Below are 23,632 nucleotides of genomic sequence, written 5' to 3'. Positions count from 1 at the left end.
CGGAGACCAACATGACCCTCACCTATCCCATCAGCAGCAATGCGGCGCATCCGGCGCGGCTGTCGCCGGACTACAAGAGCACGGTGAAGCGTTCGCCGTCGAAGCCGCTGGTCATCATGCCGCATACGCTGTCGGAATTGACCGGGCCGGTTTACGGCCATGAGACCGTGCGCCCCGGAGACGCCGACCTCACCACCCAGCACAAAAGCGAGCCGATCGGCGAACGCATCATCGTGCACGGCCATGTGCTCGACGAAGACGGCCGCGGCGTGCCGAACGCGCTGGTCGAGCTGTGGCAGGCCAATGCCTGCGGACGTTACATCCACGTACGCGATCAGCATCCGGCGCCGCTCGATCCGAATTTCACCGGTGCGGGCCGCGCGCAGAGCGACAGCGAAGGCTATTACAAGTTCATCACAGTGAAGCCCGGCGCTTATCCCTGGGGCAACCATCACAATGCGTGGCGGCCGGCGCACATTCATTTCTCGGTGTTCGGCTATTCCTTCGTGACGCGGCTGGTCACGCAGATGTATTTTCCGGGCGATCCGCTGTTCCCGTTCGACCCGATCTTCAACTCGGTCACGGACGAAAAGGCGCGGGCGCGGATGGTCTCCTCCTTCGACCTGGAGAACACCCAGCCCGAATGGGCGCTGTGCTACCGCTTCAACATTGTATTGCGCGGCCAGAACGCCACGCCGATGGAGACCAAATAGTGGCTGAGACCAAGCGAGAGGGAATCACCCCCTCACAGACCGTGGGCCCCTTCTTTGCCTACGGGCTGACGCCGACCGGCCGCTATGAGTGGAACGACGCGTTCACGAACAATCTCGTGACGTCGGATGCGACCGGCGAGCGCATCCGGATCGAGGGGCAGGTGTTCGACGGCGACGGCAAACCGGTGCCGGACTGCATGCTGGAAATCTGGCAGGCCGACGCCCAGGGACGTTTCGTCGACCCGAAGGACAGTCGCGCGCTGCCGAACACGAAATTCCGCGGTTTCGGCCGCTGCGGCACCGGCGCCAACGGCGAATATGCCTTCGATACGATCAAGCCGGGTCCCGTGCCCGGCCCCGGTGGCAAGCCGCAGGCGCCGCATATTTTGGTCGCGATTTTTGCCCGCGGCATGCTCTTGCACAATTACACGCGCATCTATCTCGATGGCGAAGCGGCCAACGCCGCCGATCCCGTGCTCGCTTTGGTGCCGGCGGATCGCCGTGCGACGCTAATTGCAAAGCGCAAGGCAGACGGCAACCCTGTCTACACCTTCGACATCCGCTTGCAGGGCGATAACGAGACGGTGTTCTTCGACGTTTGACGCGAGTCGACGCTATTCCATCACGGCGTGTTCGGGCCCGGTGGCTTGTTTTTTCAAAGCAGCCTTGGTCGAACCGATCATCAGCGCGAGCGGGATCGAGCCCAGGATGAAGAACATCACGAGCTGATAGTCCTGCGAGAAAGCGATGATCTGCGCTTGCAGCCCCACCATGACATCGGCCATGGCACGGCCCTTGTCGGTGCCGAGGTTGATCATGCTGTGCACGTCGGGCATCTGGAGCGCCTGGTTGAACGGGGTGACGTGTTCCGAGAGGATCGCATAGACCCGCCGACCGCCTTCGGTGAGCTGCGCGATCACGATCGAGATGCCGACCGAACTTGCGACGTTGCGCATCAAGGTCAGCATCGAGGTGCCGTCGGTGCGCAGGTAATTCGGCAGCGTCATGAACGCGACCGTCGACAGCGGCACGAACACAAGCCCGAAGCCAAAGCCCTGGATGATGCTGATCGTCACGATTTCGGATACGCCGGTTTGATCGGTCCAGGCGGTCATCTGGTACAGCGATAGCGCCGTGAGGCCCAAGCCTGTAATGATCAAGGTGCGCGCCTCGATATAACGCATCAGGCGGCCGACCATCATCATGGCGACGAAGGTGCCGACGCCGCGGCTTGCGAGCAGCACGCCGGCGGTGATGATCGGATAGCCGATGACGTTTTGCAGGTAGGGCGAGGCCAGCGCCATGGTCGAGTACAGCACGAGCCCCATCACCGTCATGAAGATGCAGCCGGTGAGAAAGTTGCGATCCTTGAAAAGCGCAAACTGGATGAACGGGCGATCCGTCGTAAAGGAGTGCGCGAAGAAGTAGTAGAATCCGACGATCGCGACGACGAATTCGGCGATGATCTCGTTGGATTCCAGCCAGCCGAGCTGTTCGCCGCGATCGAGCGCCACTTGCAGCGCGCCGATCCCGATCGCGAGCGCTGCGAAGCCGAACCAGTCGAAACGCAAATCCGTGTCCTGCCTGGTCTCGTCCATGAACACCAACAAGCCGATCACGGTGACGATGCCGAACGGCAGGTTGACGAAGAACACCCAGTGCCAGGAGTAAGTCTCGGTCAGCCACGCTCCAAGTGAAGGCCCCATGATCGGGCCCATCATCACGCCCATGCCCCAGATCGACATCGCCTTGGCGCGCTCGTGCAGCGCATAGGAGTCGAGCATCACCGCCTGCGACAGCGGCACCAGCGCGGCGCCGAACACGCCTTGCAGCAGGCGGAATAGCACCATCTGGTTGATGTCCTGCGCGAGCCCGCACAGCACGGAGGCGAAGGTGAAGCCGGCCGAGCAGATGATGAAGGTGCGCTTGCGTCCGAAACGGTTGGCGATCCATCCCACCGGCGCGGTCATGATCGCCGCCGCCACGATGTAGGAGGTCAGCACCCAGTTGATCTGGTCCTGCGACGCCGACAGCGTGCCCTGCATGTAGGGCAACGCGACATTGGCGATCGTGGTGTCGAGCGCCTGCATGATGGTGGCGGTCATGGCGCAGATCGTCACCATGTTCCGCCGGAAACCAGGAACGGCGCTGGGCGTCGGGATCGCCGTCGGCGACATGGTCTAATCCTGATCCTGCTTCGCTGCCGCCGAGCGAATGCCGAAGAGCCCGGCCAGCGTGCGCTTGTGGCCGGTATCGATGGTGGCATAGGCGCTCATGCCGGCTTTCAGCTTCTTGATCATCGGATCGTTGGCATCGAAATAGATCCGCACCGGCACGCGCTGCACCACCTTGACGAAATTGCCGGTGGCGTTTTGCGGCGGCAGGATCGCGAATTGCGCGCCGGTGCCGGGCGAGAGTGAACCGATCGTGCCCTTGAAGGTATGGTCCGGGAACGCGTCGACATCGATTTCGACCGTCTGGCCGACTGCGACATGGGTCAGATCCGACTCTTTCAGATTGGAATCGACCCAGGGCTTGGCGACATCGATGATCGTGAACACCGGCGAGCCGGCGACGACAAAGCGTCCGAGCTGGATCTGATCGACCAGCGTTGCGATGCCGTCCATCGGCGCGCGCATCTCGGTGTGATCGAGGTCGCGTTGCGCCTGCGCGAGCGCGGCCTGCGCCTGGTAATAGGGCGGAAAGTCGTCGAGCTTGAGGTTCGGATTGCCAAGCAGTTGCGTCAGCGAGCTCGACCGCTGCTGCTGCACGAAGGCCAACTCGGCGCGCACGGTGATGGCGGAGTTCGTCGAGTTATCGAGGTCGAGCTGCGAACCGTAGCTGTTCTTCACCAACGCCGACTTGCGCTCGACATCGCGCTGCTTGAGGTCGATGGCCTGCTGCATCAAGTTGGCCATCTCGTCGTAAATCTTGATGTTGGCGACGAGGTTGCTGTAGCTCGTCCTGGCCTGTTCGACCGCGGCCTTGGCGCGATCCACGGTGAGGCGGAACGGAATCGGATCGATCTCGAACAGCACATCACCCTTGTGAACGAGCTGGCCTTCCTTGACCACGACCTTGTCGATGCGGCCGGAAATATCGGGCGTGATCAGAACCTTTTGCGCGCCCACGTAAGTGTCGTCGGTGCCGACATAACGGCCGCCATTGAGATAGAACACGACGCCCCCGATCACGGCGACGATCGGCAGCACCACCAGCAAGAGGAACCGTCGATAGCGGCGCAGCGCGGCGAGCAATCGGCGGCGCGGCGTGCCTGCGAGTTTTTCGCGCGGCGGCTGACCCGGCGCGCCTTTCTGCTCGGGCGGAAATTTCAATACGGGATCAGCCATAGCGCTGTTCCTTCCTTGCATCTTCTTGATCCTGAATGGCGTTGCGGAGGTTTTCCTTGATCGCCTCCAATTGGGTGAGCAGCCGGTTCGCGTCCGCCGGGCTGATGCCCTCGAGCGCAGTTTCGGTGATCTCGGAGCGCAGGCCGCTCAGCTTGGCGAGCAGCGGCCGCGCGGCCTTGCGCAGATAGAGCCGGTTGACGCGGCGATCGGTCTCGTCGCCGCGGCGCTCGATCCAGCCGTTATCGCAGAGGCGGTCGACGAGGCGCGTCAGCGTGATCGGCTGCATCTCCATCTGTTCGGCGAGTTCGGACTGTTTCATGCCTTCGAAACGTTCGACCTTGGCCAGCACCGCCCATTGCGCACGGGTGATGCCGTAGCGCGCCGACTGCCGGTCGGCATGGGCGCGCACCAGCCGCGCCAGCTCGCCGAGCGTGAACAAAAAGTTCATGTCAACGGAACTGCGTGCCATCGTTTCGTTCCCCAGCCCTTTCATAAGCTTTGGATATAATAAGCTTGCTTACGAAATTTTAAATGGCCAGGCTCATTTTTAATTGGCGGCCATTGCGGCCCTGCCCTGTCCAAGGAACATGGCTTGGGAACTCTTTCGGCGGCGCGCTAAGCCATTTTCTACCTAGTGTGGCGGATCAGAAGTCCGCGTTATCATCGCCGCGAGTCGGTCATGCGGACTTCTGAACCAGGGCCACACTAGATCAACGAGTTAGCTAGTGTCCTTTCGATTCCGAAGTTCGAAACGTGGCTCCGCAAGATGCGACGAACTTCGGAATCGGGACACTAGTGGGATTTTGGTTCTCCCTACAAAATGCTAGGTTCGGCCAATGAGCCTCGCCAAACCGACATTTCCCGCGCCCGATCACGATCACGGTCGCTGCACGGCGGATGCGTTGCAGCATGCCGAGCGGGTGTGTGCGAAGCGCGCCCAGAAATTCACACCGATCCGCCGCCAGGTGCTGGAAGCGTTATTGTCCAGCCACCGGCCGCTCGGCGCCTATGAAATCATTGAGGAACTCGCCAAGTCCAAACCGCGGCCGGCGCCGATCACGGTCTATCGCGCGCTCGACTTCCTGATGGAAAACGGCCTGGTCCATCGCATCGAGAGCCGCAACGCCTTTCTCGCCTGCGCCCACGATCACGACGAAGCCGCGATGGTGGCATTCCTGATCTGCGAGCGCTGCGGGCTGGTCGGCGAGGTGCCGGCGGCGCCGGTTGCGCAAAGCCTCACCGCCTCGGCACGCTCAACCGGATTTACGCCGCGCATGTCGATTGTCGAAATCACCGGCGTTTGCGCGCACTGCCAGAATTAAGAGGGCGACAAGCCTCCACAGGAATCCCATGACCTCGGAAACATTGCCGCTCTCCTCGGTGGAGCGCCCGCTTCCCCCGCGCGCCATCGCCTTGATGCTCATGCTGTGCGTGAGCTGGGGCTTCAACCAGGTGGCGGTCAAGCTGGCGCTGCCGGACATTCCGCCACTCCTGCAAGGCACGTTTCGCTCGATCGGCGCACTTCCGGTGCTGCTGTTGATCGCCCACTTTCGTGGCGTGAAACTCTTTGCCCGCGACGGCACGCTTCAAGCCGGTCTGTGGCTGGGCGTGATCTTCGGCGTCGAGTTCGCGATGATCTATCGCGGGCTCGGGCTGACCTCGGCCTCGCGCGCGGCGGTGTTTCTCTACACCGCGCCGTTCTTCGTCGCCCTCGGCTCGCACCGGCTGCTCGGCGAACGACTGGGCGCATCGCAATGGGCGGGGCTCGCGCTGTGTTTTGTGGGCGTGGTGCTCGCGATCGGCGCGCCGCAGGCCGACGTCGATGCGAAGATGTTGTGGGGCGACCTTCTGATCGTCGGCGGCGGCGCGTTGTGGGCGGCCACGACCGTGATCGTGAAGGCGACGCGGCTTCGTCATGCCCCGCCGGAAAAGTCACTGATGTACCAGGTGGTCATCTCGATCCCGATCCTGGCGCTGTCGGCCTGGGCTTCCGGGGAAACCCTGAGCCACGTGCCCGGTCCGCTGGCGGTGTCGCTGATCACCTACCAGGCGGTCTGGGTGGTCGGGCTGACGTTTTTGCTGTGGTGGGTGCTGGTCAAGGCCTATTCAGCCAGCAAATTGTCGGCATTTACCTTCATCACCCCTTTGTTTGGCGTGGTGGCTAGCTATCTGATCCTGCATGACACGTTGACCCCGGTGTTCGGGGCCGCAGCCCTGCTTGTAGTTGCTGGGCTTTTTCTGGTTAACCGCCCAAACTCGGCTGTTCCCGCCCCAGCTAATCCGTTGCTGAACGATACCGAAACCTGATATTTGAACGCCCATGAACAAGCCCGAAAATCCCGTCCAGAGCGATATTGCGGGGCCAAGCGCCCGGCACAAAACCACCCAGGTCATGGTCGGCAACGTTGCCGTCGGCGGCGGTGCGCCGATCGTCGTGCAGTCGATGACCAACACCGACACCGCCGATATCGACGGCACCATCGCCCAGGTCGCCGCGTTGTCGCGCGCCGGCTCCGAAATGGTGCGCATCACCGTCGACCGCGAGGAAGCGGCCGCGGCCGTTCCGCATATCCGCGACGGCCTGCGCAAGCTCGGCATCACCACGCCCTTGATCGGCGACTTCCACTACATCGGCCACAAGCTCTTGGCCGAATATCCGGCCTGCGCCGAAGCGCTCGACAAGTACCGCATCAATCCGGGCAATGTCGGCTTCAAGAACAAGCGCGACACCCAGTTCGCCGACATCATCGAGATCGCCAACAAGAACAACAAGCCGGTGCGTATCGGCGCCAATTGGGGCTCGCTCGATCAGGAGCTGCTCACCAAGCTGATGGACGAGAATACGGCTTCCGCCAATCCGCGCGACGCCCGCGCGGTGACGCGCGAGGCGATGGTGCAGTCGGCGCTGCTGTCGGCGGCCCGCGCGCAAGAACTCGGCATGCCCAAGAACAAGATGATCCTGTCAGCGAAGGTTTCCGCCGTGCAGGATCTGATCGCGGTCTATCAGGAACTGGCGCGCCGCTCGGACTATGCCATCCACCTTGGCCTTACTGAGGCCGGCATGGGCTCAAAGGGCATCGTCGCCTCATCGGCCGCGCTCGGCATCCTGCTGCAGGACGGCATCGGCGACACCATCCGCATTTCGCTGACGCCCGAACCCGGCGGCGATCGCACGCTGGAAGTTCAGGTCGCGCAGGAACTGCTGCAAACCATGGGCTTCCGCACCTTCGTGCCGCTGGTGGCGGCCTGCCCCGGTTGCGGCCGCACCACCTCGACCACGTTCCAGGAACTGGCGCGCTCGATCCAGGACTTCATCCGCGACGAGATGCCGGCCTGGAAGACGCAATATCCCGGCGTTGAAGAACTCAACGTCGCGGTGATGGGCTGCATCGTCAACGGCCCCGGCGAATCCAAGCACGCCAATATCGGCATTTCGCTGCCCGGCACCGGGGAAGCGCCGGCCGCGCCCGTGTTCGTCGACGGCAAGAAATTCCGCACCCTGCGCGGCCCCGGTATCGCCGCCGACTTCAAGGCGCTGGTGATCGACTATATCGATCAGCGCTACGGCAAAGGCGCCAAGCTGCCGGAGACCACGGCCGCAGAGTAAGTCTTCGTCACCGGGACAAGCCTAAAATCACGACGCACAACCGGAGCGACACGTCTCGGACACGGCGGGAGAGCACCGCCGTCACTCCGCTCACGGCTTCGTGCGTAACGACGAACGTCATCGATTTCCCCTAAAAAACTCAAAAGTCATTCAAGGAGAAGCGCGCTTATCACGTTGCGGCAGTAGGCCCACTTTGAGAGCGGCAGGCGGGAATTCCGCACCTGCCCCTGAAATCGCTCAATAGAAAGGAAAGAGCCATGCTGACCAACGTGAAAACATTCAGCACCGTGATGCTTCTGTCTGCTGCGCTCGCTACACCAGCGTTTGCCCATGCGACGAAACACGGCCGTGCCTATGGCCTGTCGAACTTCCGCGGCTCCTATAACCAGGTGATCACGCCCTCCTCCTCGGAAGGCGCGGTGAACCTGGAGAACTTCGGCTTCAGCGGACGGGATCCGTCCCGCGTGGGCGGTTTTGATCCGTCGCTTCGTCCCTCCGGAAGCTGATCAGGCGACGAGACGCAGGACATTTTTGAAGATCTGTTCTGCTGGCCTCGCTGGAGAAAGTCCCGGGCAATGCCCGGGACTTTTCTCGCGATAACAGTTTCAGGATTCCGGCGCGAATGCCGCCCCGGCGCCGAAGCAGGCAAACAAGGGCAACGGCGCCTATGAGTCCCGCGTCGCGTCGGAGGCGGCAACCATCGCCTGCACATGTCGAACCTGGTCCAGTGTGAAATCCAGCACGAGTCGCGTGCGCGGCGCCAGGTGTCGTCGGGACGAGTAGACCAGGTTGATCGGAATGCCCGGGCTTTGAAAATTGCTCAACACGCGAACCAGTTCTCCACTGCGCAGATCGTCGAACGCCTCAAGCGGAGACAGACGCGCAATGCCGTATCCGGCGCGGGCAGCCCCGTGCACCGCGCGAGCGTCATTGGCAAGAAGCCCGCCAGACACCTGAAAGCCCTGTGGTCCTTGCGGCGTGACAAAGGTCCACACGTCCGAGCCCGGCCCGACATCGTGGATGATGCACGTATGAACGGCGAGACCGGCGGGCGTTGAAGGTCTTCCAAACCGCTCGATATAGCTTGGCGCTGCCACGGCAAGCAGCGCGACAGTCCCGGCCGGGCGTGTCACCAGTGACGCATCTGTGATTTCACCCACGCGCAAGGCCATGTCGAGCCGGTCTTCGATCATGTCGCCGAACCGATCGGCCAGCACGAGTTCGACCTTCAGCCCCGGGTGTTCGGCGAGCAGGGACGGCAGACGTTCCGCGAGAAAACGGCCAGCCGTCACGTTGATCCCGACGCGCACCAGCCCGATCGGCGAGGCGCTCTGCCGCCCGAGCGCGGCTTCAATTCCCTCAACGCCCTCAAGAACCGGCCGGGCCAGACCCAGCAGCATCTGTCCATCGTCGGTCAGGCTGAGTTTTCGTGTCGTGCGGTGAAACAGGCGTACGCCGAAATGCTGCTCGAGCTGCGAAATCTGCCGGGCCACAGCGGCCTGGGTCAGGCCGCGTTCGCGGGCAACGGCAGAGAACGAACCTGTCTCCACTACCCGGACCAGGACTTCGAGCGTCCCCACGAGGTCCATCGATTTCCCCGAAAAAAGTCAAAAGTCATTCAAAGAGAAGCGCGCTTATCGCGCCGAGGCAATAGCTCCATTTCAAATAAAGGCAGCATGGAAAGGCATTTCGAACACCTGCCACCGAAATCGCTCAGGGAGATGTCAGATGACCAAGCTTCTCGCACTTCTAGCCACCCTGAAGACAATTCTGATCGCGGCCAGCGTCGCCTTTGCACGAGGCGACACCTGCGCAGTCGTCGTGGTCTCGGCGTTGCTCAGCCTCGTCCAGCTTGGCGCCAAGCCTGCCGGTCATGTGATGTTGGAAAACGCGCCTGTGGTTTCGTCGAGTAGCAAAGTTGAGGCCTTTCCAAAGACGCCCGGTGCATAGCCGGCCGATGGCCGCGCGGCCCGAGTTGGCCGGCACGCGAGTTCACTTGGTCTGCGACCAGGTTATTTCGGCGTCGCCTTGGCCTTGCCCTCGGCCGAGCAGGGATTGTCGGTCGAGCAGGTGTCGCCGATCACGCCAACCGCCTGGATTTCGATCTCGATGCCGGGCCGCGCGAAATTGGTCACGGTGATGAGCGCGCTGCCGGGATAGTTTCCGTTCTTGAAGAAGTCCTTGCGCATCTCCACGAACTTGTCGCCGTAGCGGGGTTCCTTGATGAACACCGTCATGGCCACGACGTTGTCCAGGCTGCCGCCGGCGCGCTTCAGCACGCCGTCGATTTGAGCCATCACCTGTTTGACCTGGGCTTCGAAGTTGTTGGCGATGTTGCGCCCCTCGCCGTCTTCCGTCGCGGTCTGGCCGGCCACCCAGACCGTCATTCCGCCCGAGGTAACGACCCCCGGCGAAAACGCGCGCGATAGCTGAAACGGCGTCTTCTGCATGTACTCGGCGGCCTGCGCCGCCGTTGCCAGCGTCGTGACGAGTAGCGCGGTGACAATACGATTCATCGGAAGACTCCTGACGGAAACAATAACCAAGCAAACCTGCGCGACGCTTGGGAGCGCGTCAACTGACAAGACCGCGGCCTACCTGCAAGGCTCATTTGCCGTAAGCGTGCGCGATCTGCCCGACCAGCTTTGCCCAGGGCATATCCAACGCCTCATAGACGGCGCCAGCCTCCGGACGGGCGTTGTCCTTCAGGATCTCAACCATCAAGGTCGCGTAGTCGGAAACGATCACGCCGGCTTGCATCATGCGCAACAGGCCGGCCTGGCGCTTGGTTTCGCTGAACGTGCCGGACGCATCGACGGCGACGTAAGCGCCATATCCCTTGCCGATCGCGGTGACGGCGGGAAATGCGGCGCAGACTTCAAGCGAGATGCCGGCGAAGATCAGCTTCTTGCGGCCGGTCGCTTCGATCGCCCGCGCGACCTTGGCGTCATCGAACGCGTTGACGGACGAGCGGTCGATGATCTGGACGCCGGACAGCGCCGCCACGAGCTCCGGGAAGGTCGGACCCCAGAGGCTGTCGCGCGCGGTCGTGGTCGCAACGATCGGCAGCTTCAACGCCTTGGCGGCTTTGGCCAGCGCAACCACGTTGTGCTTGAGTTCTCCGGTCGAATAGTCGCGCACCCCGGTCATCAGACCGACCTGATGGTCGATGAGGACGAGGGCTGCGTTTTCGGACGTGAGCGGTTCATACGGGTGAGCGTCGTCTGCCATGATTTTCTCCCGGGATGAGATGGGTTGAGATGCGCCGCTGATCGGGGCTGCGCCGAGAAGCACGGCAGCGGCCCCGAGCGTGGATGTCTGAAGAAATTGACGCCGTTGCATCAGGGGTCTCCGTCGGTCTTTCTGCGCGACGCCGTCGGCGCTCGCTGGCACCACAACTAACCGCTGGACCATCGGACAAGAAGACAGCAATATCGGAACTTATCATCCAATCCATTGGACGACTGGCGCCATGCTCGACCTCAACGACTTCTTCTATTTCGTGCAGGTGGTTGATCGCGGCGGCTTTACCGCCGCCAGCCGCACGCTTCGGCTTCCGAAATCGACCCTCAGCCATCGTATCCGCCAGCTCGAGACGGGCCTCGGCGTCCGACTGCTCAACCGCACATCGCGCCGGTTCGCCATGACCGATGCGGGCGGCGAATTCTATCGCCATGCGACGGAGATGTTGCAGCAAGCCGAACAGGCCGAGGCCTCGATACGACATCGTTTGAGCGAACCCGTCGGCACCGTGCGCTTCACATCGGGTACCGCCACCATGCAGTTCGCCTTGCGCGGGGCGGTCGCGGATTTTCTGGTCCGGCATCCGAAGGTCAACGTCGTGGCGCACGCGACCGACGAGAAAGTCGACATCGTCGGCGAAAACTACGATGTCGCGGTCAGAGCGCATTCTGACCCGCTTCCGAGTTCGACGCTGATCCAGCGGACGCTGGCGCCGGCGCCGTGGCTATTGTTCGCAGGCGCCGCCTACCTTGACGCCAACGGCTCGCCCCGGACGCCCGAGGATCTGCGCAAGCACTCATCGCTTTTCATGATGCGCACCGGGATTTCCCCGACCTGGCGGCTTCGTCATTCGAGCGAGCGAAAGCGCGAGATCGTGGTGCCGCTGACCCCGCGTCTCATGACCAATGATATGGTCGGCTTGAAGCAGGCTGCGATCGCCGGGCTCGGTATTGTCGCGCTACCCGGTTATGTCTGCCGCGAAGAGCTTCGATCCGGAGCGCTGCGCAGGGTGTTGCCGACTTGGCTTGCCGGCGACTCGACATTGACCGCGCTCTTGCCCTACCGCCAAGGCCTCCTGCCGTCGGTGCGCGCCTTCGTCGAGCACCTGGCGGTTCAATTGCCGAAGGCGGTGGCACTGTAGCTTGGCGCGCAGGGCGATCGGACTCAATTCTCGTTCACCATCTGAAATCCGGTTGCCTTCAAGACGCTTCTTGCAGCGGGAGACGATATGAAGCGGATGAATGCGCGAGCCGCCTCCGGCTCTTTGCTGGTCGCGACGACCCCGGCGGCCATTACAGTTGTGTTCTGAATCTCGCCGGGGAGCGGCCCCGCCAACTCGACACCGGGCGCAATAACGATCTCGGTTATTTGCCCGATCTGCATTTCAATTTCGCCTCTCGCCACCGCGAGGAAGACATTCTCGGGAACATCGCCTTCAGTTCGGTCGAGTCTGAGTTTCGGCTTCAAATCCTCCGCGAGGCCAAGCCGCTCAAGCAGGTTCGCTGCATAGGTGCCGGACGTTGAGCCCGTTGCGGGATCCCGGTACCCGATCGATCGCGCGGAGAGCAGCGACCGCTTGAACGCCTCGACACTGCTGACGTCAGGTTTGGGCGCTCCTTTGCGTATCGCAACGCCAAGCGCAATTCCCGCGATGTTGACGAGGTTTTCCGGGAGCACCTTGCCACTGCTTTGCAGCTTCTCGATCTGCGATCTGGATACGATGACCACATCTGCGGCATCGTTCTTTTGAATCCGCCCCGTAGTGGCACCCGCTGGACCATATTCAATCGTTGCCATGTTACCGGAGGATTTTTGAAAATCCGGAGCGAGTTGCGACAGCGCGCCCTTCAATGAACCGGATGCCAGAACCCTGATTTCGGCGGCACCCGCGGTGACGCCGCTGCACAAGACGACGATCACGGCAAGGCCCGCCAGGGCGACCTTTGGACAGCTCATGAATCCTCCCGCCGTTCCAGGCTAATCGGGTCATGCTACGTGCATTTGGCGCTTTAGGGTTTTGTCTGCGGACCTCCCGCCGACGGGGGCTTCGTGTAGACGATGAATGTCAGTGCGCCGGTGGCGAGCGCCGCCGCCACGAACATCATCACATCAGGCAGACCGTAGAGCGTCGCCACCACGCCGGTAATCGACTGCAACAGCGCGGTGCCCAGAAACAGCGACAGATTGGTTGCGGCGAGCCCGCGCCCTGCCATCGCGGGACCCATCAGTTGCGTGGTCATGGCGAACAGCAAGGTGTGGGTAGAGACCACAAAGCCCATCACGACAAACAGCACGGAATCGAATTGCGGCGGCATGACCTCGACGTGAAACAGCCGCGAGAGCAATCCATCCGGTCCACCGAGCGCAACCAGCGCGAGGCACAGCGCGCCCAACAGATGCCCGGTTGCCAGGATCAGCCGGGGGTGACCGAACCTGCGATCGATAATGCCGGTGCACACCGGCGCGATGATCATCGACAACGTGAACAGGCCGAGCTGATTGCCGGCCTGGATCCGGCTCAGGCCCTTGACGTCCATCAGCCACGGGCCGCCCCACACGCCCCTGATCACCAGCGTCGAGGCGAGCGAAACCAGCGCCAGCGCAATGATGCCGCGCATCGGCCGCGAAAGTGCCAGGCGAAATACTTCGGCCATCTGCGATAGCGGAGACGACTGGTCCTTGTGTTCGGCGGGCTGCTTCGGCACCAGCGCGAACACCGCGATCGCGATGACGACGCCGATCGCCGCCGAGAGCAGGAAGCTCGAGCGCCAGCCATATTGCTCGACGATGTAGGCGAGCGGAGACGCCGACAGCAGCATGCCGGTATTGCCGATAGAAAGAATGGCGCCCGACCACAGGCCAAACCGCTCCGGCGGCAGTTGCTTGGCCGCCAGCGTCATCGGACACATCAGCATGCCCGAGGTCGAGACGCCGATCAGAAATTGCGCGAACACGAAGCTGGTCGTGCCGGTGGCAAGGCCGCTCGCCAGCGCGCCGAGGATCGTTCCCAGAAACAGGCAGAGCGAGACCGGGCGCACGCCGAAGCGGTCCATCGCCGTGCCGACCGGAATTTGAAACGCCGCGAACGAGAGATGATAGACGGCAATCAGGCTCGCGAGCTTTTGCGGCGACGTCGCAAAATCGTGCGCCATCAGATCGAGGCTGATGGCCGGCACGGTCCGCAGCAGGGTCGACAACGTATGCCCGCAGGCGAGCGCCAGCAGGGCAAATAGAAGCGTGCGGGTGCTGGGGGGATAGGTTGGAGCCACGCTCTTTGTTTTCGTTGCTTTTGCGCCGGGACGAAGCTCGCCCGAACAGGACTCCGCTTCTAGATTGAAAACCTGACGCTATGCAAACGAAATGCGGTCATGGAAGCTGTGCATGCGTTGCAGCGCACAGCTCACAAACGAACAGGTCACAAACGACATGGCTGATCGCCCGCGGATCTCGCGCGGGGTGGATCAGCAACCCCGGCAGATCGAGCTGATCATCTTCTCGACTTTTGCATCTTCGCGATCGACCGCCGGGCTGGTGCCGAGCAGCGGGCCCTTCTTCTGGCTGTTGCTGAAGCCGCTCGTCGAGAGCGCGGTGCCCAGCGAGTTGGTCCCCGGCGATCCCGGCCGTTCGCCGAAGGCGCCGCCGGTGACGGGAATGCCGGTCGCGGCGGAAGAGGACGGATGCAGACCCATGCCGCCGCCGTGCGAGCCGCCGCCGCGGGCGAACGCGGCCGGTCCGGCAAACGCCGCGCAAACGACAACGCCGAGAACGAAGAGGTTTTTCATGTCGGGCTCCCTCGAAAACAACATAACGCCGGGATTCGTCCACCGTTCGGACATTAAGCGAAATTTAGTCAGACGGCGGCCGCACCCGCCGGATTCGGCGCTGCCTTGCAGGCGCTGGCGGCCGGTGCCAGACTGAACAACGAGCCATGTGACGAACCAACGGCCGTGCCGGAAAGCAAACGATGAGGGTCGCTGCGAACCTGTTCGCTGCCTTGTTTGCTGCCTTGGTCGCTACCCTGGCTGTGCCGCTCGCGGCGCAGACCGCTTCGGCGCAATCCAGCTATCCGAACCGGCCGGTGAAAATCCTGGTCGGCTTCACGCCGGGCACCGCGCCCGACCTTGCGGCGCGCATTCTCGCCGACCGCTTCGCGAAAGTCTGGGGTTCGCCGTTCGTGGTGGAGAACGTCCCAGGCGCCGGCAGCAACATTGTGACCGCGCAGGCCGCCAAGGCGACGCCCGACGGTTACACCTTGCTGATGGGCGGCAACTCGTCGCTCGTCATCAATCCGAGCCTGTATGAAACGCTGCCGTTCGATCCGGTGAAAGATTTCGCGCCGATCTCGCAAGTGTTCGTCGCAGCAAACGTGCTCGCCGTTCCCTCGGAACTGCCGGTCAAGTCGGTGGCGGACCTTGTCGCACTCGCCAAGGCCAGCCCCGGCAAGCTTTCCTACGGCCATGCCGGCGTCGGCACCTCACAACATCTGGCGGCCGAATTGTTCAAACACATGGCGCATGTCGAGATTGCATCAGTGCCCTATCGCGGCACGACCGCGCTGATGCCGGACCTGCTCGCGGGCCGCATCACCATGTCGTTTGCCAATATCGTGAACGTGGTGCCGCTGGCACGACAGGGAAAATTGCGCGCGCTGGCGATCACCTCGATCAAACGCTCTCCACTGGCGCCGGAGCTGCCGACCATGGCGGAGTCGGGATATCCGGGCTTCGAGGCCGTGCCCTGGTTCGGCCTGGTCGCGCCGGCCGGCACGCCGCAGGGCATTATCGACAAACTCCACGCCGAGACCGTCAAGACGCTGGCGCTGCCCGAGGTGCGCAGGAAGTTCGACGAACTCGGCATCGAGCCGGTCGGCAATACGCCGGCCGAGTTCGCAGCCGTTATCCGGAAAGAGATTCCCGAATGGGCGAAGGTCATCAAGGATGCCGGCATCAAGCTCAGCAACTAGCTCAATTTGACCGTTTGAACGGCTCGAAATCATTGCGCGACAAACAATCGTTAAGCCCATTTGCCGGATCCCGAATGATTTTCCGCCTTGCGACGGCTCTGCCGCTCCTGCTGCTCGCCGCCGCACCCGTGCGGGCCGAGCCCGAGACGGTCTATTTCAAGAGCGCCGATGGCCAGACCGAGCTGGTCGGCTATCTCTTCAAACCGAAGGCCTCCGGCCCGAGTCCTGCGATCGTGTTGCTGCACGGGCGCGCCGGGCCTTACTCGGCCAATTTCAACAAGGATTGCACGACCGTCTCGCGCGGGCTCAGTTCGCCATGCAATGCCGCGACCCTGTCGAAGCGGCACATAATGTGGGGCGAGTTCTGGGCCGCGCGCGGCGTGACCGCGCTGTTGCCGGACAGCTTCGGCCCACGCGGCAAGGCGCATGGCTTCGGCCGCTTCACGCATGGCGATTCAGACCGCGACGACGTCAACGAGAAGAGCGTGCGGCCGCTCGATGCGGAAGGCGCGCTTGCCTACCTGCGCGGCCGCGCCGATGTCGCGGCCAGCCGAGTCTTTCTTCAGGGCTGGTCGAACGGTGGGTCGACCGCGCTGAACGTCATGATTCGCCAGAAGACAAACGACGGTTTCCGCGCCGCGCTGGTCTTCTACCCGGGCTGCGGCCGCGAAGCGCTGCTCGAGAACACGGTCGCAACCACGGCGCCGCTTTCGATGTTTCTCGGAGCCGACGACGAGGAAGTCTCGCCCTCGATCTGCCAGCACGTGGCGGAACGCTCGGTCGGCACCGGCACCAGCATCGCCGTGACGCTCTATCCAGGCGCGACGCACGATTTCGACGATCCCGGTGAGAGACGCCAATCCGTGCCGGGCAATCAGGCCGCCAAGGAAGATGCGATGGCGCGCGCGGCGGCGGTGATTGACGGCCCCGGCAAGCCATAACATGAAAAGTTCACGGATCACGAATGGTGGCGTGACGCGTGAGAGTGACTCACGCCCGTTTGAATCCATCGCTCATAACGTGTTTCGCCAGGCGACCGGGCGCGATGTTAGGAGATGTCCGGAAACATCCTCGGGAGGGCTCCCCACGTTAGATGGAAAGCCCTTAATCATGATCAAAACTCTCAGCACTGTCGCAATCTTGACCGCCGTACTGGCGAGCCCGGTCTTCGCCCAGGACGAAGCCGCCCCGCACAAGACCGTCCACGCGTTGCGGCACTACCGCGGCACGTACAACCAGGCGACGGAACCGGCGATCGTGAACCCGCGCGCGCCGAACACCGGCTCGTACTTCGATCGTAGCTACGACCCCTCGCGGATCGGCGACCACGATCCGAATTTCAATCCCCCGAGCTGATTTTTCGCGCGGTGATTTGGAAGTTTATAACAAAGGTACGACGTCGGCCCGGTTGATTCCGGGCCGATGTCGCGGTTTACTCCGCCCGTTTTTGGCAACGCCAAATCGAGATGGAGAACCAGTAATGTCCGGCAGTCGGAGCGCAATTCTGCTCATGGTCTTTGGCGTGTTATTGACCACGCCGGTCCTGCCGCGCCTTGCCCATGCGCAATCCGTTGCCGGAGACAGCCTGTGGACCGTGCTCGACGTCACCAATGCGATCAATGCCACGATCGAGGAAAGCAAGGAAGGCGTCGAAATGCGCGAGAAGGCCGTGCGCCGCTTTTCCGAGTGCTCGCTGATGTATGGCGGTCTTTCGACCATGACGTCGAATACCGAAACCAGGAAGAATTACGTCACAGCCCAGCAGGCCACGGCGGAAATCGAATTTCAGCTCGCCAAGCCGCTGCAACAGGAAAAGCGGCTGGAGCTTGAAACGGCGGCCCGCCAGTCCGTGGCGATGATGTTGCGTACCGTCAAGGCGGAAGGGACCAAGGAAATCGCGCCGCTTCTCAAGAGCTGCAAGGCGCTCAATGATTCAAGGGAAGTCAGAGGCGCCTTGCAGGCGCTCCTGCAAAATTGAGCCGCGGCATCAAGCTTCCATCCCGTTAGCCATCACCGTTAAACTGCGTTAGGTATGTCCTTCCAAGAGACTTTCGCCGCGGCATGCCCGCGAGCGGGAGCAAAGGGAGGAAATCGTGATCATATCTCGCAGGGCGATGCTTGTGGGCCTGGGCGGCGCTGGCCTTTCGATGCCTTATGTCTCGCGCGCGGTGGCCGCCGACTATTCCTGGAAATTCGGCCACCCATCCCGTGCATACGTTCGCGGTGGAGGCCGCAGCAAAGATCAGGCAGGACACGGGCGGCAAGGTCGATATCGGCGTGTTTCCGAACAGCCAGCTCGGCGGCGACAGCGATCTCCTGTCCCAGGTGCGATCGGGCGCGATCGATTTCTTTTCCACCGGCGGGCTGATCTTCGCGACGCTGGTGCCGGTCGCGGCCATCAACGGAACGGGCTTCGCTTTCAGGAATTCCGATGCGGTGTGGCCGGCGATGGACGGCAAACTCGGCGCGCTGATCCGCAAGGGTTTCGAGAAGGCCGAGCTTTATGCATTTGACAAAATCTGGAACAACGGCTTTCGCCAGATCACGACCAGCAGGAAACCGATCAAGGATCCGTCCGATCTCGAGGGCTTTAAGATTCGCGTTCCGGTCAGCCAGGTCTACGTGTCGCTGTTCAAGGCGCTTGGCGCAGCTCCAACCAGCATCAATCTTTCCGACGTCTACACGGCGCTGCAAACGGGCGTGGTCGACGGGCAGGAGAATCCGCTGGTCGTCGCCGAGACGTCGAAGTTTTACGAGGTGCAGAAGTTCTGTTCGCGGACCAACCATGTCTGGGACGGCTCGTGGATCGTGACCAGCAACCGCATCTGGCGCGGCGTGCCCGACGACATCAAGGTCAGGGTCGCTGCGGGCTTCAACGACGGCGCCGTGAGACAACGTGATGCCGTGACGAAACTCAACGACGACCTCGTCGCCTCGTTGAAGCAGAAGGGCATCACCTTCAATGACGCGGATCCGGCGCCATTCCGCGAAGTCTTGAGGAAAAGCGGCTTCTACGCGGAATGGAAAGCAAAGCACGGCGAGGAGGCGTGGGGCCTGCTGGAAAAAGCCGTCGGCAAATTGGGCTGATAAGCGCGACAGGGGCGAAAGAAATGAAAACCGGATCGATCTTGCAGCGCCTGCGCGACTCGGTCGCCAACGCAGCCGGCACCATTGTTTTCGGCATGGAAGACGGGACTGTTTCCATCTTCGGCTTGATCTTCGGTGTTGCGGCCACAACCAGCAGCACAAAAACAGTTCTGATCGCAGGGGCTTCGGGCGCTGCGGCGGCGGCCGTGTCCATGATGGCAGGCGCCTACCTTGACGCGGAGACAACGCAAGACAAGAGCGATGCAAACCGGCAGGCTTCAGATAGCTCCGGCGCATCTCTTTCAAGCCGCCTTCTCGACGCCGGCCTGACGCCGCAGCAATCCGACGCACTCTCGGCCGCCGTGCAGAACGATCGAAGTGCTGCCGACGGATTGCTGCTTGCCCTGAACGGCGCGGCAAAGGAACGACTCAATCCTGTCGAACAGGCGCTATGGATGTTGTTTGCGGATTTCTTTGCGGCAGCGGTCCCGATCCTGCCCTTCGTGTTCCTGCCGATCGATCGGGCGCGGATCGTTTCCGGGATCGTCACCGTCGCCCTGCTTGTCGGGCTCGGTATCGGACGGGCGCAATTGGGGAGACGCAACGTCATTCGCACCGTGACCGAGACCGTTGCCTTGGGCGTCGGAGCCGCGATTGCAGGCGTCGCCATCGGCGTGCTGATCGATCATTCGCTCGCCTGACCCGTCACCGCGAGGGCTCGATGGCCGAGACAGATCGGATCGGGCGGTTGGATGATCGGCTTCCGGAATGACCCAATTCAGACTTCACATCGAGTTTGTAAAGTTGTCTGACTTTGCGAGTCATAGATTGACAAAATGCCATTTTCCCATCGCTTGACGAAGGTTGTTTGGCAGCCACGATGTGTAAAAACGTCGTCTGCAACGTTGACCGAAAACGTCACAACCATTCGCGAGAGGAAACGACATGGCCCGCAATATTCTGATCTTGGGAGCGTCCTATGGATCCCTGCTGGGGACCAAGCTGCTCATGGCCGGCCACAACGTAACGCTGGTTTGCCGCAGGAAAACCGCCGACCTCATCAATCGCGAAGGCACCGAAGTCCGCATCAAGCTGCGTGATGAACCATCGCACCGGTCGATCTTCTCGCGCGATCTGCCGGGGAAGCTCGACGCGGTAGCGCCGCAGGACGTGGATATTTCGCGTTACGATCTGGTCGGCCTTGCGATGCAGGAGCCGCAATACACCAACCACACGATCCGCGTCCTGATGGTCAAGATCGCCGCGGCGAAGCTGCCTTGCCTGTCGATCATGAACATGCCGCCGCTGCCGTATCTCAAGCGGATCCCGGCGCTCGCCGACATGGACCTCGAGGAAGCCTACACCAACGCCCAGGTCTGGGAGCGGTTCGAGCCCGGACTGGTGTCGCTCTGCTCGCCTGATCCGCAGGCGTTTCGTCCACCGGAAGAAGCGGCGAATGTTCTGCACGTGGGTCTTGCCACCAATTTCAAGGCCGCGGCATTCGCCGACGAGGCGCACAACAAGGTGCTGCGCGAACTCGAAGCCGACATCGACGCGGTCAAGCTCGACGGCCAGGACGTTCCGGTGAAACTCAAGGTGTTCGATTCGCCGTTCGTGCCGCTGGCGAAATGGTCAATGCTGCTGACGGGGAATTACCGCTGCATCACGCCGCAAGAACCTCGGTCGATCAAGGACGCCGTGCACGGCGACCTCAAGCTCTCGCAGTCGATCTACGAGCATGTCGATGCGGTCGCCCGCCGTCTTGGGGCGGACGCGAAGGATCAGGTTCCGTTCGAGAAATATGCCAAGGCGGCCGAGAGCCTGCTCAGGCCTTCGTCGGCGGCACGCGCGGTGGCCGCCGGCGCACCCTTCATCGAGCGGGTCGATCTGCTCGTCAAGCTCATCTCGCATCAACTCGGCGCGCCGAATGCCGAGATCGACCGAACGGTCCAGACCGTGGATCAAAAACTCAGCGACAAGATCGTCGAAGGCGGATCCGGCGGACTTTAGTGGAGTGGATTTGACATTCGCTGCCCTGTCGCCCGGAATTCGTAAAGCGAATGCCGCGATTCCGCTTCAATCGCGCGCATGAAAACCGCTTTCGCGCGCGTCGATTGCCCACGGGCCGACGTCTAAAAGAAGTTTAAGTATCAATTTTTCGGCTGCGCCGTCATGTTTTCGTGAGCGCGTTCGTGCGTTTGCGTGATCGCTTTTGCGTCGAGGATGGAGGTTGGCACCTTGATGGCGGAGTTGCCGGTTAGGGGTCGGACCATATTGCTCGTTGAGGACACCTCGGAAATGGCGGCGGAAATCGAGGGTGAACTTGCGAGAAACGGCTATCTCGTCAGCACGGTCGCAAGCCTGCCTTCGACGGAGCAACTCCGAACGGGCACCTGGTCCCTGCTGATCCTCGACCGGCTCCTGTTCGGCTCGGATGCGCTGCCAACGCTGGAGAGCTGGCGCCGGCACGGAATCAGGATTCCGGTCCTCGTCGTCTCGGCCTTGTCATCGGTCGACGAGATCGCGCGCGGATTGAAGGCGGGCGCAGACGACTATCTGGCGAAGCCGTTTGAATTGGCCGAACTCGGGGCACGGGTCGAGGCGTTGCTTCGCCGTCTCGCCGACGTTCCAGTCACCAGGCTCGTTTTCGAAGATCTTGAGATCGATCTGATCGAGCAAAAAGCTTTTCGCAGAGGCCGGCAGCTCAATCTCTTCCCGCGCGAGCTGACTTTGCTGGAATACTTCCTGCGGCGTCCCGATCAGGTGATCACTCGCACGATGTTGCTGAACGACATATGGCGACAAAATTCGCCGGTCGAAAACAACGTCGTCGATGCGCATATCACCAACCTGCGCAAGAAGATCGACGACAAGGACAGGCCGTCGCGGATTGCGAATATCAGGGGCGTCGGCTTCATGCTGCGCAAGGGCGGCTAATCAAGTACCCAGTGCAGCGAAACGCGGCAAGCGACGACCTGTCGACGAACCGCAGTGGCGAGCGATGATGCCGGCCATTTCTTCCGATGCGTGCTGATCATGAAATGCGCCGCGTCCGCGATGGTGACAAACGAGGCGTCAGGCAGGTGAATACTGAGGAGCTCGCTGGCGCGCCTCAGAGCGGGATGGCTGACGCTGCCGCACACAACGCATGTCGAGACATCGATCGTCTGGAGCGCAGGCAGCGGCAACAGGAATCCGTAAGCGCTCGCCCAGTCCAGGATGTTGGTCGGCGCGTTCGCCACCATGAAGTCGCGGGCCCGCGCCGGCCACGATTCGAATGTGCCCGGACCGCTGTAAAAGTCGATCAGGGCGGCGATGGCCTCGGGCCGGCCCTGCTGAAACGCCGCGAAGTAGCGGTCCGTCACGTCGCGGAAGGCCTGGTAGTGGTCGATCTCGCCAGCGGCGCGGAGCAGATCCAGCGTCGTTGCTTCCGCGATCACGAGGCTCGCGACGGGCACCTGCCGCCGCAAGGCCACGGCAAGCGCGACCTGCCCGCCGAAGGAGTGACCGACGAGATGCACGGGAGTGTGACGCGCTCCCGTGGCGCGGCGCACGACGGCTTCCACAACTTCGACTTCGCGCGTCATCGGAGGATCGATCGGGGTGCGCCGCTCCGCCGTTCCGCCATAGCCGGGCAGGCTTGTGGTCACGCATCGAAAGCGGCCGGCCAGCGCGGCGACGATGGGCCGCCACGCCGCAGCCGTGCTGCACGAGCCCGGCACGAACACGATCGTCGCGCCGTTTCCGCTCTCCTCGTAGTCGATGGCGCCCTGGGGGTCGTCAAGCATGCTGGTCGGCTCCTGATATCCGTGGCGGCATTCACCGCCGCGTCACGACGACCTCGAGATATTCGCTGGGAACAACCATCGTTTCGTCATCCGATCGGTTGAAGCGGCCGATCAGATCGATCACATCCTGCGCCAGCGCCTCGCGGCCGGCCGCATCGAGCGCTTCGAACGCCTTGAGCACCGGTCCGTAATATTCGCGGAACAGGCCAAGGAAGTGCCGCGGCGAACGATAGCGGAAAGAGAACTGGCGCGACACCGCCACGACCGAAGACGCCTTGGCGCCGAACGCCGAATTCACCCAATCCCGCGTGCCCCAGATCGCCGGAGACCTGACGCCGGCGGGCGGCGGCAGATGCTTGCCGATGGTCTTGAACAGCTGGCCGATGAAACCTTCGGGCGTCCAGTTCGCAAGTCCGATCCGTCCGCCCGGTCTCGCCACGCGCAGGAGTTCGGCGGCGGCGCGATCCTGATCGGCGCAGAACATGACGCCGAAGGTTGAAACCACGGCACGAACGACGCATCCGCAAACGGCAGGTTCTCCGCATCTGCGACCTCGAACTGGACATGAAGGCCGTCGGCTTCGGCGCGCCGGCGCGCGCTCGCCAGCAGCGCTTCGACGTAATCCGTGCAGGTCACCTCGCACCAGCGCCGCGCGGCCGCCAGCGTCACATTGCCGTTGCCGGCAGCAACGTCGAGCACGGACTGGCCGGCGCGCAAATCCATGCTTTCGACGAGACTCTCGCCGACAATCTGCAAGGTCGTGCCGATAACGGCATAGTCGCCCGACGACCACGCCGCATGCTGTTTGGCCTTCAGGGCCTTCAGATCCGGTGCAGGCGTTTCGTTCGCGGACAGGGCACGTTCAACGATGGCGGTCATGA

At 62.4% G+C, this 23,632-nt stretch carries 25 protein-coding genes and 3 pseudogenes; 16 read left to right on the top strand and 12 right to left on the bottom strand.

The features are described from left to right. The first annotated feature begins 11 nt into the window (after window positions 1–11). Together pcaH and pcaG are read left to right on the top strand one after the other, a co-directional pair. Window positions 12–713 carry a protocatechuate 3,4-dioxygenase subunit beta gene (gene pcaH / locus BUA38_RS14555; RefSeq protein ID WP_072818669.1) on the top strand — a complete coding sequence of 234 codons (702 nt, stop codon included), beginning with the start codon at window positions 12–14 and terminating at the stop codon, window positions 711–713. Further along, entirely contained in the window at window positions 713–1,315 is a 603-nt protein-coding gene (gene pcaG / locus BUA38_RS14550; RefSeq protein WP_072818667.1) for a protocatechuate 3,4-dioxygenase subunit alpha, read from the top strand. The genes pcaH and pcaG overlap by 1 nt, the downstream gene beginning before the upstream one ends. Before the next feature lie 12 nt (window positions 1,316–1,327). Here pcaG and BUA38_RS14545 read toward each other — a convergent pair whose 3' ends face one another. The 3 genes from BUA38_RS14545 to BUA38_RS14535 are packed head-to-tail and all read right to left on the bottom strand — an operon-like array spanning window position 1,328 to window position 4,532. Continuing rightward, window positions 1,328–2,890: an MDR family MFS transporter gene (locus BUA38_RS14545; protein WP_072818665.1), complete on the bottom strand. Its 1,563-nt coding sequence runs from the start codon at window positions 2,888–2,890 to the stop codon at window positions 1,328–1,330. Window positions 2,891–2,893: 3 nt separating this feature from the next. Beyond that, window positions 2,894–4,063: an HlyD family secretion protein gene (locus BUA38_RS14540; protein ID WP_072818663.1), complete on the bottom strand. Its 1,170-nt coding sequence runs from the start codon at window positions 4,061–4,063 to the stop codon at window positions 2,894–2,896. Then, window positions 4,056–4,532 carry a MarR family winged helix-turn-helix transcriptional regulator gene (locus BUA38_RS14535; protein ID WP_072826122.1) on the bottom strand — a complete coding sequence of 159 codons (477 nt, stop codon included), beginning with the start codon at window positions 4,530–4,532 and terminating at the stop codon, window positions 4,056–4,058. Before BUA38_RS14535 ends, BUA38_RS14540 begins: the two co-directional genes overlap by 8 nt. 367 nt (window positions 4,533–4,899) lie before the next feature. On the opposite strand from BUA38_RS14535, the gene BUA38_RS14530 reads away from it, so the two are divergent. The 4 genes from BUA38_RS14530 to BUA38_RS14515 all read left to right on the top strand — a co-directional run bounded on the left by BUA38_RS14530 (window position 4,900) and on the right by BUA38_RS14515 (window position 8,176). After that, on the top strand, window positions 4,900–5,385 hold the full coding sequence (locus tag BUA38_RS14530; protein ID WP_072818661.1) for a Fur family transcriptional regulator: 486 nt from the start codon (window positions 4,900–4,902) through the stop codon (window positions 5,383–5,385). A 28-nt stretch (window positions 5,386–5,413) separates the two neighbouring features. Beyond that, window positions 5,414–6,370 (top strand): DMT family transporter, encoded by a 957-nt coding sequence (locus BUA38_RS14525; RefSeq protein ID WP_072818660.1) that lies wholly within the window; start codon window positions 5,414–5,416, stop codon window positions 6,368–6,370. Between the two features lie 13 nt (window positions 6,371–6,383). Beyond that, window positions 6,384–7,670, top strand: a complete 1,287-nt coding sequence (gene ispG / locus BUA38_RS14520; protein WP_072818658.1) for a flavodoxin-dependent (E)-4-hydroxy-3-methylbut-2-enyl-diphosphate synthase — start codon at window positions 6,384–6,386, stop codon at window positions 7,668–7,670. A 257-nt stretch (window positions 7,671–7,927) separates the two neighbouring features. Continuing rightward, window positions 7,928–8,176: a hypothetical protein gene (locus tag BUA38_RS14515; RefSeq protein ID WP_072818656.1), complete on the top strand. Its 249-nt coding sequence runs from the start codon at window positions 7,928–7,930 to the stop codon at window positions 8,174–8,176. Between the two features lie 159 nt (window positions 8,177–8,335). Here BUA38_RS14515 and BUA38_RS14510 read toward each other — a convergent pair whose 3' ends face one another. Then, complete coding sequence (locus BUA38_RS14510) at window positions 8,336–9,259, bottom strand: LysR family transcriptional regulator (RefSeq protein ID WP_072818654.1); 924 nt, start codon at window positions 9,257–9,259, stop codon at window positions 8,336–8,338. Window positions 9,260–9,398: 139 nt separating this feature from the next. Here BUA38_RS14510 and BUA38_RS14505 point away from each other — a divergent pair, with 139 nt between their 5' ends. Beyond that, window positions 9,399–9,620 (top strand): hypothetical protein, encoded by a 222-nt coding sequence (locus BUA38_RS14505; protein ID WP_072818652.1) that lies wholly within the window; start codon window positions 9,399–9,401, stop codon window positions 9,618–9,620. A 62-nt stretch (window positions 9,621–9,682) separates the two neighbouring features. Here BUA38_RS14505 and BUA38_RS14500 read toward each other — a convergent pair whose 3' ends face one another. The 3 genes and pseudogenes from BUA38_RS14500 to BUA38_RS38770 form a co-directional block, all read right to left on the bottom strand. Further along, window positions 9,683–10,186: a RidA family protein gene (locus tag BUA38_RS14500; protein WP_083587580.1), complete on the bottom strand. Its 504-nt coding sequence runs from the start codon at window positions 10,184–10,186 to the stop codon at window positions 9,683–9,685. A 91-nt stretch (window positions 10,187–10,277) separates the two neighbouring features. Then, window positions 10,278–10,901, bottom strand: coding sequence for an isochorismatase family protein (locus tag BUA38_RS14495; protein ID WP_072818651.1), 624 nt, complete (start codon window positions 10,899–10,901; stop codon window positions 10,278–10,280). Between the two features lie 45 nt (window positions 10,902–10,946). Continuing rightward, window positions 10,947–11,012: pseudogene (locus tag BUA38_RS38770) on the bottom strand (twin-arginine translocation signal domain-containing protein); the annotation flags it as partial. A 130-nt stretch (window positions 11,013–11,142) separates the two neighbouring features. Here BUA38_RS38770 and BUA38_RS14490 point away from each other — a divergent pair. Continuing rightward, complete coding sequence (locus BUA38_RS14490) at window positions 11,143–12,054, top strand: LysR substrate-binding domain-containing protein (protein ID WP_072818649.1); 912 nt, start codon at window positions 11,143–11,145, stop codon at window positions 12,052–12,054. A 23-nt stretch (window positions 12,055–12,077) separates the two neighbouring features. On the opposite strand, the gene modA is transcribed toward BUA38_RS14490, so the two are convergent. The 3 genes from modA to BUA38_RS14475 all read right to left on the bottom strand — a co-directional run bounded on the left by modA (window position 12,078) and on the right by BUA38_RS14475 (window position 14,695). After that, window positions 12,078–12,869, bottom strand: coding sequence for a molybdate ABC transporter substrate-binding protein (gene modA / locus BUA38_RS14485; RefSeq protein WP_072818648.1), 792 nt, complete (start codon window positions 12,867–12,869; stop codon window positions 12,078–12,080). A 53-nt stretch (window positions 12,870–12,922) separates the two neighbouring features. Beyond that, window positions 12,923–14,182, bottom strand: coding sequence for an MFS transporter (locus tag BUA38_RS14480; RefSeq protein WP_072818646.1), 1,260 nt, complete (start codon window positions 14,180–14,182; stop codon window positions 12,923–12,925). Between the two features lie 192 nt (window positions 14,183–14,374). Beyond that, a complete protein-coding gene (locus BUA38_RS14475; protein WP_072826120.1) occupies window positions 14,375–14,695 on the bottom strand; it encodes a hypothetical protein in 321 nt (106 codons plus the stop codon). 182 nt (window positions 14,696–14,877) lie between these two features. Between BUA38_RS14475 and BUA38_RS14470 the strand changes: the two genes are divergently transcribed. The 8 genes and pseudogenes from BUA38_RS14470 to BUA38_RS14435 all read left to right on the top strand — a co-directional run bounded on the left by BUA38_RS14470 (window position 14,878) and on the right by BUA38_RS14435 (window position 21,900). Continuing rightward, window positions 14,878–15,876 carry a Bug family tripartite tricarboxylate transporter substrate binding protein gene (locus BUA38_RS14470; RefSeq protein WP_072818644.1) on the top strand — a complete coding sequence of 333 codons (999 nt, stop codon included), beginning with the start codon at window positions 14,878–14,880 and terminating at the stop codon, window positions 15,874–15,876. A 74-nt stretch (window positions 15,877–15,950) separates the two neighbouring features. Then, window positions 15,951–16,817: a dienelactone hydrolase family protein gene (locus BUA38_RS14465; protein WP_072818643.1), complete on the top strand. Its 867-nt coding sequence runs from the start codon at window positions 15,951–15,953 to the stop codon at window positions 16,815–16,817. A 169-nt stretch (window positions 16,818–16,986) separates the two neighbouring features. After that, window positions 16,987–17,232 carry a hypothetical protein gene (locus tag BUA38_RS14460; protein WP_072818641.1) on the top strand — a complete coding sequence of 82 codons (246 nt, stop codon included), beginning with the start codon at window positions 16,987–16,989 and terminating at the stop codon, window positions 17,230–17,232. Window positions 17,233–17,356: 124 nt separating this feature from the next. Beyond that, the gene (locus BUA38_RS14455) at window positions 17,357–17,854 is read left to right on the top strand and encodes a hypothetical protein (RefSeq protein WP_072818639.1); all 498 of its coding nucleotides are present in this window, start codon (window positions 17,357–17,359) and stop codon (window positions 17,852–17,854) included. Window positions 17,855–17,969: 115 nt separating this feature from the next. Continuing rightward, a pseudogene (locus BUA38_RS14450) lies at window positions 17,970–18,963 on the top strand (TRAP transporter substrate-binding protein). A 23-nt stretch (window positions 18,964–18,986) separates the two neighbouring features. Continuing rightward, a complete protein-coding gene (locus BUA38_RS14445; protein ID WP_072818637.1) occupies window positions 18,987–19,664 on the top strand; it encodes a VIT1/CCC1 transporter family protein in 678 nt (225 codons plus the stop codon). 244 nt (window positions 19,665–19,908) lie between these two features. Beyond that, a complete protein-coding gene (locus BUA38_RS14440; RefSeq protein ID WP_072818635.1) occupies window positions 19,909–20,973 on the top strand; it encodes a ketopantoate reductase family protein in 1,065 nt (354 codons plus the stop codon). A gap of 213 nt (window positions 20,974–21,186) precedes the next feature. After that, entirely contained in the window at window positions 21,187–21,900 is a 714-nt protein-coding gene (locus tag BUA38_RS14435) for a winged helix-turn-helix domain-containing protein (RefSeq protein ID WP_072818634.1), read from the top strand. Here the strand turns inward: BUA38_RS14435 and BUA38_RS14430 are convergent. Both BUA38_RS14430 and BUA38_RS14425 read right to left on the bottom strand, forming a co-directional pair. After that, window positions 21,897–22,751: an alpha/beta fold hydrolase gene (locus BUA38_RS14430; RefSeq protein WP_072818632.1), complete on the bottom strand. Its 855-nt coding sequence runs from the start codon at window positions 22,749–22,751 to the stop codon at window positions 21,897–21,899. The genes BUA38_RS14435 and BUA38_RS14430 overlap by 4 nt on opposite strands. Before the next feature lie 31 nt (window positions 22,752–22,782). Continuing rightward, a pseudogene (locus BUA38_RS14425) lies at window positions 22,783–23,630 on the bottom strand (class I SAM-dependent methyltransferase). Window positions 23,631–23,632 lie beyond the last annotated feature (2 nt).

Origin of the sequence: Bradyrhizobium erythrophlei (assembly GCF_900142985.1) — a bacterium.
Taxonomy (GTDB): Bacteria; Pseudomonadota; Alphaproteobacteria; order Rhizobiales; family Xanthobacteraceae; genus Bradyrhizobium; species Bradyrhizobium erythrophlei_B.
The sequence above is the reverse complement of the archived record's forward strand: the minus strand, read 5'-3'. Positions and strand labels throughout refer to the sequence as shown.

Bases quoted from the DNA above. Each gene is read 5' to 3' on its own strand.
- pcaH (WP_072818669.1), top strand. From the start codon at position 12: ATGACCCTCACCTATCCCATCAGCAGCAATGCGGCGCATCCGGCGCGG.
- BUA38_RS14545 (WP_072818665.1), bottom strand. From the start codon at position 2,890: ATGTCGCCGACGGCGATCCCGACGCCCAGCGCCGTTCCTGGTTTCCGG.
- BUA38_RS14540 (WP_072818663.1), bottom strand. From the start codon at position 4,063: ATGGCTGATCCCGTATTGAAATTTCCGCCCGAGCAGAAAGGCGCGCCG.
- BUA38_RS14535 (WP_072826122.1), bottom strand. From the start codon at position 4,532: ATGGCACGCAGTTCCGTTGACATGAACTTTTTGTTCACGCTCGGCGAG.
- BUA38_RS14530 (WP_072818661.1), top strand. From the start codon at position 4,900: ATGAGCCTCGCCAAACCGACATTTCCCGCGCCCGATCACGATCACGGT.
- BUA38_RS14525 (WP_072818660.1), top strand. From the start codon at position 5,414: ATGACCTCGGAAACATTGCCGCTCTCCTCGGTGGAGCGCCCGCTTCCC.
- ispG (WP_072818658.1), top strand. From the start codon at position 6,384: ATGAACAAGCCCGAAAATCCCGTCCAGAGCGATATTGCGGGGCCAAGC.
- BUA38_RS14515 (WP_072818656.1), top strand. From the start codon at position 7,928: ATGCTGACCAACGTGAAAACATTCAGCACCGTGATGCTTCTGTCTGCT.
- BUA38_RS14510 (WP_072818654.1), bottom strand. From the start codon at position 9,259: ATGGACCTCGTGGGGACGCTCGAAGTCCTGGTCCGGGTAGTGGAGACA.
- BUA38_RS14505 (WP_072818652.1), top strand. From the start codon at position 9,399: ATGACCAAGCTTCTCGCACTTCTAGCCACCCTGAAGACAATTCTGATC.
- BUA38_RS14500 (WP_083587580.1), bottom strand. From the start codon at position 10,186: ATGAATCGTATTGTCACCGCGCTACTCGTCACGACGCTGGCAACGGCG.
- BUA38_RS14495 (WP_072818651.1), bottom strand. From the start codon at position 10,901: ATGGCAGACGACGCTCACCCGTATGAACCGCTCACGTCCGAAAACGCA.
- BUA38_RS14490 (WP_072818649.1), top strand. From the start codon at position 11,143: ATGCTCGACCTCAACGACTTCTTCTATTTCGTGCAGGTGGTTGATCGC.
- modA (WP_072818648.1), bottom strand. From the start codon at position 12,869: ATGAGCTGTCCAAAGGTCGCCCTGGCGGGCCTTGCCGTGATCGTCGTC.
- BUA38_RS14475 (WP_072826120.1), bottom strand. From the start codon at position 14,695: ATGAAAAACCTCTTCGTTCTCGGCGTTGTCGTTTGCGCGGCGTTTGCC.
- BUA38_RS14470 (WP_072818644.1), top strand. From the start codon at position 14,878: ATGAGGGTCGCTGCGAACCTGTTCGCTGCCTTGTTTGCTGCCTTGGTC.
- BUA38_RS14465 (WP_072818643.1), top strand. From the start codon at position 15,951: ATGATTTTCCGCCTTGCGACGGCTCTGCCGCTCCTGCTGCTCGCCGCC.
- BUA38_RS14460 (WP_072818641.1), top strand. From the start codon at position 16,987: ATGATCAAAACTCTCAGCACTGTCGCAATCTTGACCGCCGTACTGGCG.
- BUA38_RS14455 (WP_072818639.1), top strand. From the start codon at position 17,357: ATGTCCGGCAGTCGGAGCGCAATTCTGCTCATGGTCTTTGGCGTGTTA.
- BUA38_RS14445 (WP_072818637.1), top strand. From the start codon at position 18,987: ATGAAAACCGGATCGATCTTGCAGCGCCTGCGCGACTCGGTCGCCAAC.
- BUA38_RS14440 (WP_072818635.1), top strand. From the start codon at position 19,909: ATGGCCCGCAATATTCTGATCTTGGGAGCGTCCTATGGATCCCTGCTG.
- BUA38_RS14435 (WP_072818634.1), top strand. From the start codon at position 21,187: ATGGAGGTTGGCACCTTGATGGCGGAGTTGCCGGTTAGGGGTCGGACC.
- BUA38_RS14430 (WP_072818632.1), bottom strand. From the start codon at position 22,751: ATGCTTGACGACCCCCAGGGCGCCATCGACTACGAGGAGAGCGGAAAC.